Annotated in this window: 7 protein-coding genes; 1 reads left to right on the forward strand and 6 read right to left on the reverse strand. The window is 55.3% G+C overall.

Annotation, left to right across the window (positions count from 1 at the left end; genetic code table 11):
• The coding region (locus VGE80_RS09860) for a hypothetical protein (protein WP_440592546.1) at window positions 1–314 on the forward strand (314 nt) is incomplete at its 5' end.
• A 547-nt stretch (window positions 315–861) separates the two neighbouring features.
• Here the strand turns inward: VGE80_RS09860 and VGE80_RS09865 are convergent.
• The 6 genes from VGE80_RS09865 to VGE80_RS09890 all read right to left on the reverse strand — a co-directional run.
• Window positions 862–2,106, reverse strand: a complete 1,245-nt coding sequence (locus VGE80_RS09865; RefSeq protein WP_440592547.1) for a class I SAM-dependent methyltransferase — start codon at window positions 2,104–2,106, stop codon at window positions 862–864.
• Between the two features lie 68 nt (window positions 2,107–2,174).
• A complete protein-coding gene (locus VGE80_RS09870; RefSeq protein WP_440592548.1) occupies window positions 2,175–2,612 on the reverse strand; it encodes a GNAT family N-acetyltransferase in 438 nt (145 codons plus the stop codon).
• A 166-nt stretch (window positions 2,613–2,778) separates the two neighbouring features.
• Window positions 2,779–3,396, reverse strand: a complete 618-nt coding sequence (locus tag VGE80_RS09875; protein WP_440592549.1) for a peptidylprolyl isomerase — start codon at window positions 3,394–3,396, stop codon at window positions 2,779–2,781.
• Between the two features lie 178 nt (window positions 3,397–3,574).
• Window positions 3,575–4,582 carry an ABC transporter substrate-binding protein gene (locus VGE80_RS09880; RefSeq protein WP_440592550.1) on the reverse strand — a complete coding sequence of 336 codons (1,008 nt, stop codon included), beginning with the start codon at window positions 4,580–4,582 and terminating at the stop codon, window positions 3,575–3,577.
• Between the two features lie 240 nt (window positions 4,583–4,822).
• Entirely contained in the window at window positions 4,823–6,730 is a 1,908-nt protein-coding gene (locus tag VGE80_RS09885; protein WP_440592551.1) for an ATP-binding cassette domain-containing protein, read from the reverse strand.
• A 228-nt stretch (window positions 6,731–6,958) separates the two neighbouring features.
• A partial coding sequence (locus VGE80_RS09890) for a formylmethanofuran dehydrogenase subunit C (RefSeq protein ID WP_440592552.1) occupies window positions 6,959–7,474 on the reverse strand: 516 nt, incomplete at its 5' end.

A 7,474-nucleotide genomic window follows, 5' to 3' on the forward strand; every position in this document is an offset into this window, starting at 1 on the left:
TGAAGACCGTCTTCGAAGAACTTAAGGTCGGTGAAGTAGGTGTGGCACCAAATGCCAATCGATCGATTTACTATGTCTTCAAAGTAAAGGATCGTGAGAACGCGATTGAAGACGGTGGTGTCGCTGAACAGGAACGACGAAAGCAGTTCCTTGCCGAGCGATTCACAGGTCTTTATCCGATCATCAAATCCCCTTACGAATCGTTGGCGCAAGGCCCTCAACGCGTCATCGATCAATCGTGGGTACGTAACTTCGAGAGCCGTAACGAAGTCGAATGGACCGAGTCAGAAGCGACACGTCGCTCGCGCCGCTGACAGGCCATACGGTCTACGATGAACTATGGATTGCGATTGACTGGAAGGTCGTCTGTTCCCGCAGGGGCAGACGACCTTTTTTTATTGGGAATCGGATCGTCGGTGCGGGCCGTTTGCCCGATATCCCCGACACTGAGCCTATCTCGTGAGGCTACCACCCCCTTCGGAGTGAGTTCAGGGAACTGGTCTTGAGTCTCCGCCGAGTATCAAGAATCGCTTGAAGAAGGTGGCACCACCGAGTTCGATAGCGTCCACGGATAGCTGACAGACTTACGCTTCTCCTTCGTTACCATTTTCCTCGCCTGTCCGACTCCCATTCCGCGAAGAACTCCTGAATCAGTGGCGGGCCGCTCATACGTCATCACGTCCAAAGGCTCAGGAAGTCACTCGGAAGACCGCATCCGTGGGACCATTGCTGCAAAGCCGCATCCTTCCAGAGGGACGTTCTTCGATCGAGTTTGGCGGGCAACATAACAAAGTCCGCCCGGGGGCCAACTGGCTCCCGGGCGGACTTCGCACGCTGAGGAAAAATGGTCTTCCATCGGGATTATGCCGGCGAGTTGACCGCCCGCTCCAGATGCCAGTCCTTCACCCCCAGGATATGTTTCAATCCTTCATACGCTTCTCTTCTGGCTGTCAGATCCTGCACCGTGGCGTCAGTTCGCCTGACCGAGCGGATGAGAAGATTTTTCGGGGTATGCTCAGTTTCAATGAATTCCAGCACCTGCGTTTTATAGCCTTGCAGTTCAAGAAACTGGGCTCGTAGAGCATCCGTGGCCAGAGAGGCAAATCGCTCTTTCAGGATGCCATACTCGGTCAGTCCGACGAGCGACTGGCGGGAAATCGTCTGGCAGATTTCGTGCTGGCAACACGGTACAGCCAGGATGACATTGCTCTTCCAGCGCAGCGCTGCGGCAATGGCATCATCGGTCGCGGTATCGCAGGCGTGCAGCGAAACCGCCAGATGCACCTGCTCAGACGGAACATAAGTTTCGATCCGACCAAGGTGGAACTCGAGACCATCGCACTTCAGCGACTCTGCCACCCGTGTACAGTCTTCGATGACATCCGCTTTGACGTCCAGACCGACGATCTTCACTTCACGTTCGTGAATCCGGGTCAGAAGGTGATGCAATGCGAACGTAAGATAGCTCTTCCCACAGCCGAAATCGACGACGTGGATTGGTCCGGTACTCGGTAGCTGAGGAAGGATATCCTCGACGAATTCGAGGTAACGATTGATTTGGCGAAACTTGTGATACATCGTCGGACGAACCTGTCCACTCGGCAGCATCACGCCAATCTCGATCAAAAAAGGGCAGGGGACGCCGGCAGGAATCAGGTACTGCTTCTGTCGGTTGTGCCCCTCTCCCTCCGATGGCTGCTGTGTTGGAGGTTTTCTTTTCACCTTTTGAGGCTTGCCGTAGTTCCAGCGAACTGTCAGATCAGCCTGGGTTGTAAACAGGTGAGCATCGCCAAGATTCACACCGAAGATCGATTTCGTTTGAGCGATTAGCTCGTCCATCGTCAGATTTTCGTGTTTCTCCTGCAATTGCGATCGCACCGCCCACTGGTACTTCGTTTCCCCCCCAACCTCAACCAGACGAACCGTCACTTTGGAGATGGCGGACTCGGATTTTGAAAGGGGCTGACTGAGAACCAGTCGCAGGAACGTCCGTTCGCGGATGGAACCTGCCAGCAACGAGATCAACGTCACGGCCGGTGGTCGCTCCCCACCTGTCGGCTTGGCGGCTTTCTTAGGGTTCTTGCCGGACTTTGGGCGTTGGGGCACCGGTGGTTTTGAGGAAGCCCGAGAGGGGGCGTTAGATCGGGAATTCGGCTTCGCTCGTGGCATGCTGTTTAGTAAGTCTCTCTGGTTTGCAGGAACAGGGCTTTCTTCTCACCCGGCAAGGTGAAATCAAAGCCACAACGTTGGAAAAATTCTTCTGATGAGGTAATCGCCATGACTTCAAAGACATTTTGCGACTTGGCCCGTGCAATACAGGCAGCGACAAGTTCTTTGCCTACCCCCTGTCCCTGATATTGTGCAGAGACAGCCAGACTTCGCAATTCTGCGAGTTTAGCAGAATAGATCTCAAGCGCCGCGAACCCAATGATGGTATCGCCAGAAATCGCGACAAACCCGTGACGGGTGAGATCAAGCAACTCGTCCCGTGTCCGGGGCAGCAGGCGACCATTCTCGACGAACGGTTCAATAAATTCCCCCAGCGCTTCGACATCGCTTTTTTCGGCGGGGCGAACAATAAAACTGGGCTTCAAGCGGGTCTCAGTCGGCATGGAACGAACTTATCAATGAAATTAAGGAACTTCCCTGATCCCAGGGGCGTCAGCGGTTTTGATCGACCACGAGGGACAGTCTTATCCGATTGGCGAATCAGTCAAGCGCAGCATGTCTTTGCGAAAGATATGCCGTGCCTTCGGTCAATTTCTGATATCGGTCCAGTCAACGTTTCACGATTGTCGCCTTCACTACACCGTCGAGCCGAGGAAACTTTGCATTGAGGTATTCATTTCCATGCATCTGGACCAGCATCTGGTCGGGAGCTTCGCCGTATTGGGCGTTAATGGAATCAACCACCTCCATTCCTTCGACGATGCGTCCAAATGGAGCAAATCCCTGGGCGTCTAAAGCAAGATTATCCTGATAGTTGACGAAAACCTGTGTCGTTCGCGAGTTCGGGACGCCCGCCTTCGCGAACGTCACGTAGCCCCTTCTGTTCGACTTGATCACCGGATCATCTTTGATTGTCGCCGTTTTCCACTTCGCAGCGACCTGGGGATCACCGTTAATACCAAACTGGACCATGAACCCTGGCACAACTCGGAAAAATTTGCAGTCATCGTACAGCTTTGAGGTCACCAGTTGATAGAAGCGATCGGCGCCATTCGGGGACCATTCACGCTGGACTTCGATGACAAAATTCCCCGCCGTGGTTTCAAATTTTGCCAGGAAATGTTTCGGTGCTTTCTTGAACCGGGGCATTTCCAAAGCAAAGAGGTTAATTCCAAAAGCGACGATTACCCCACACCCGATCAGAACCGACCAGAATTTGCTCGTCATCACTTCCTCCTGAAATGTGATATCTACGGCCCATCCTGGACCGATCAGGCTTGATTTTATACCAGATGCCAATCGGAATGAAGCCACGAAAACGGTCCAGCCACCGAATCAAGGCTGCCGGACCGCATCATCATCACCAAGGTTCACATCCACTGTCGCATATCGGCAGAGAGTGCTGTTAGAACCGGTCTGGATTGAGGAGCTTTTCCATCTCCGGTGTTTTCATGTTCTCTGGTGTCGCCAGAAATTCTCCCGTTCCGATTCGCTTCTGTACGGACTCTCCACGGATGGACTTCACAATCGCCTGCACAGATTCGTATCCCATCGTGATCGGATCCTGCAGCACGATCCCATGGCACACGCCGTCACTCATCGCTCGGATCAATTCTTCACTGGAATCGAAGGCGATGAACTTGACCTTTCCGGACAGTTGAGTCTCTTTGAGAGCGATCAGAACACCATTGGCATTCGGCTCACATACGGCAAAAATCCCGTCGACCCGATCCTTGTAGTTGGTCAGGATCTGCGTCGCTTTATCCAGAGACTGTTCCGGAGTTGTCCCGGCGTATTCGTCCGACGATAGCACCTTGACGTCTGGAAACTGCTCATTGAGGGTCGTCAGAAAACCTTCTTCTCGCTGTTCGGTGCTTTCACTACCGGCGTTGTACCTCAGCAGGATCACATTGCCTTTCCCACCTAAAACTTGAGCCATGTGCCGTGCTGCAAGTTCCCCGCCCTTATAGTTGTCAGTCGCCACGTAGGTGACGATGGCAGACTCGTCCTGAAGAGCACTGTCGAAGATCGCCACGGGAATCCCCGCCTCCTTCGAGTCTTTCACTGGTCCGATGAGTGCCTGTTTGTCGAGGGGAGCGAGCACGATCCCGTCGACTCGATTCGCGATGAAATCCTGGACGACGTTGATCTGTCCGTCGCGATCATTCTCCAGCAGAGGGCCTTTCCAGAGGATCTCGACATCACCCAGATCCTTGGCCGCCTTAACGGCTCCCGCATGCACCGATTTCCAGAAGACATGCGTTGTCCCTTTGGGGATTACGGCAATTTGCAGCGTCCCGCTGCCCTTGCTGCCAGCGCCCTTCCCAGCGGAATCCAGCCCTGTTGTGGATGCCTGGTCCGCACATCCCATCAGGAGGGCGAGGCAAAGAAACGAACACGCGAAAATTCTCATGGTGCGAATCTCCTGTCGAGTAGTGAGGTATTCCACGGACGTTACCGTGTCACCGTAGCGGGTCGCAAGCCGAGTGACAGGTCGCTCGAAACGAGAGCGGCCCACGATCTCCGTTCGACCGGAATATTCCAGCCTTTTGGTCCTCTCTGACTTCGACGACAAGCGGTCGTTCGTGAGGTCCGCCGACGGCCATGTTCCCGCGAACTGTTCACTTCAGCACCCACCAGACGCGATTGGCGGTTACTCCGCCAAAGCCTCAAGCAGTTCCCAGCGTTCAAAGGCCGATGTCAGTTCCTGTTCAATCGCTGCCAGCCGACTGGAAGCTTTGGCAATTTCCCCCTTGTCCTGCTGATAGAAGCCCGGACTCGCCATGGTCTCATGGAGCTGGCGCTGTTCAATCTCAAGCTGTTCGATCCGCCGCGGCAACTGTGTCAGTTCCTGCTGTTCCTTAAATGTTCGACGCCTGACACCGGGAGTAGTAGAGGCAGGATTAGCACGTGCCGGAGCGGGTGGCGTTGAGGCAGGCGCAGGTCGCACCTCTGGCGATGCCGTGATCGGCTTTCGCTGGGCGAGCCAGTCATCGTAGCCCCCGCTGTACTCCCGAACGTGGCTGTTGCCTTCGAAGACCAACGTATTAGTAACGACGTTATTGAGGAACGCACGATCGTGACTGACCAGAAGGACCGTCCCCGTATACCCCACGATCAGTTCCTCAAGCAGATCCAGCGTCTCGGCGTCGAGGTCGTTGGTCGGCTCGTCCAGTACCAGGACGTTGGACGGCTTGGAAAAGAGACGTGCCAGCAGCAGCCGGTTGCGTTCTCCCCCCGAGAGATAACGCGCGGGACTTCGGGTTCGTTCCGGTGTGAAGAGAAAGTCTTCGAGATAGCCGATGATGTGACGTTGTTGACCGTTAATCGTCAGCATGTCTTTGCCATCCGAAACATTTTCCTGGACCGTTTTTTCTTCATCCAGTTGGGCACGAAGCTGATCGAAGTAAGCAACCTCGAGATTGGTCCCGCGCTTCACAACGCCGGAATTGGGCTCAAGCTGGCCCAGCAGCAGCCGGAGCAGCGTCGTCTTGCCCGTTCCATTCGATCCAATAATCCCGACCTTGTCTCCCCGCATGATGGTCGTGGTCAAGTCACGAATGATCGATCGACCACCCACTTCGTACGACAGGCCTTTGACATCGACGACCAGTGCTCCTGACCGTTCCGCCTCCTGGATTTCGACTTTGACGTTTCCGACTTTCTCACGTCGCTGCTGCCGTTCTTCACGCAGCTTCTTCAAAGCGCGAACCCGTCCCTCATTACGGACACGGCGGGCCTTCACACCGCGACGAATCCATGCTTCCTCGACCGCCAGCTTTTTATCGAACAACGCCTGCTGCTGTTCCTCAGCCGCAAGGGCAGCTTCCTTTCGCTCAAGGAACGTCGCATAGTCACAGGGCCAGTCGAATAAACGCCCGCGGTCCAGTTCGATAATCCGCGTTGCCAGCTTCTGCAGAAAGACCCGGTCGTGGGTTACGAAAATCAGCGTCCCGCTGTACCGCATCAGGAATTCTTCCAGCCACTGGATCGCATCGACATCCAGATGGTTGGTCGGTTCGTCAAGCAGCAGGATTTCCGGTTCTGAAACCAGCGACTTACCCAGCAGGACACGTCGCTTCATACCGGACGACAGGCTGTCGAAACGGGTCAGGGGCTGGAGCTGCATGCGTTCGAGAATCTGCTCGATCCGATGTTCAAGTTGCCAGCCGGTATCGTGATTCAGCGATTCCGCACGGCGTTCCAGTTCCGCCCGGTCCTCATCGCTGTGGATGGCATCCGGATGGTGAAGCAGGTACTGAGCGGCGACAGCACTCCCTTCGGCTCCGAGGCCGTCGGCCACCTCTTCAAAGATTGTCCCGCTACGTCCAACCGGCACATCCTGGATCAGTCGGGCAATTCGAATGCCCGTCTGCTGCTCGATCAACCCCTGATCAGGAGGAAGTTCTCCGATCATGAGTTTCATGAGCGTGGACTTGCCCGCTCCGTTGCGGCCTAACAGTCCCACACGTTCGCCACGTTCAATCTGCAGGTCGACGCGAGAAATCAACGGCGGAGAGCCGAATCCAAAACTGACATCTCGAAAACTCAGTAACGCCATCCAATTCCTCGTCTTCACATTTCAGTCGACAACTCGGCCCGTCCCGGAATGCAGTTTTATGTCACCTGATCCCAGAACAAAAGCAGGTACACCGACTTCCCTCGGAATGCGCCCGTTTTTGAAACCAGCCTGTCTGTTCGCAATCCGGTCAATCAGGCAAATTGCAGTTACGTCAGCCAGGTGATCCCCCCCGGCAGACACCGCGAACCGACTCGCAAGGAGTTTCGGCTACTTTGCTGAGCCTACCGGGATCAGGATTTCCCCCCGTCCCACCGACAGCAGATCGCCATGAAACAGGTCGTATTCGGACGACATCAGCTCTTCTCTGACAGGGAAGCCATACGATCGCAGCAGGCGAAGTAACAAGGGAACCATCTGAGGCTGGTACCGGGCCGCATAGCGGAAACTGGGAAGGAGTTGAGGCGGATTCTTGCCGAAAATCCCAATGGTCCCCCGTCGCATTCCTGCCCCCGGTCTCTGACCGCAATCGCCGAAGACCAGCACCGAGCCAGCGATTAAACTGGCCGCCAGCATCTCTCCGGCAGATCCTGCAATCGCAATCAGCCCTCGCCGCATTCCCAGGCCGACTTCGTCTCCAGCGTTTCCCTCGACGAGAATCGTCCCTCCCGTCATCCCCTTGAGCGAACCACGATACGCGGCACCGACAAGGTGACCGGCGTCACCTTTAATACGGATCAGACCGCGATGCATCTGCATCCCCACCCAGCCAACTGCGTTTCCTTC

It is taken from the genome of Schlesneria sp. (assembly GCF_036405755.1).
Classification (GTDB): Bacteria; Planctomycetota; Planctomycetia; order Planctomycetales; family Planctomycetaceae; genus Schlesneria; species Schlesneria sphaerica.

Bases quoted from the DNA above. Each gene is read 5' to 3' on its own strand.
- VGE80_RS09875 (WP_440592549.1), bottom strand. From the start codon at position 3,396: ATGACGAGCAAATTCTGGTCGGTTCTGATCGGGTGTGGGGTAATCGTC.
- VGE80_RS09870 (WP_440592548.1), bottom strand. From the start codon at position 2,612: ATGCCGACTGAGACCCGCTTGAAGCCCAGTTTTATTGTTCGCCCCGCC.
- VGE80_RS09880 (WP_440592550.1), bottom strand. From the start codon at position 4,582: ATGAGAATTTTCGCGTGTTCGTTTCTTTGCCTCGCCCTCCTGATGGGA.
- VGE80_RS09885 (WP_440592551.1), bottom strand. From the start codon at position 6,730: ATGGCGTTACTGAGTTTTCGAGATGTCAGTTTTGGATTCGGCTCTCCG.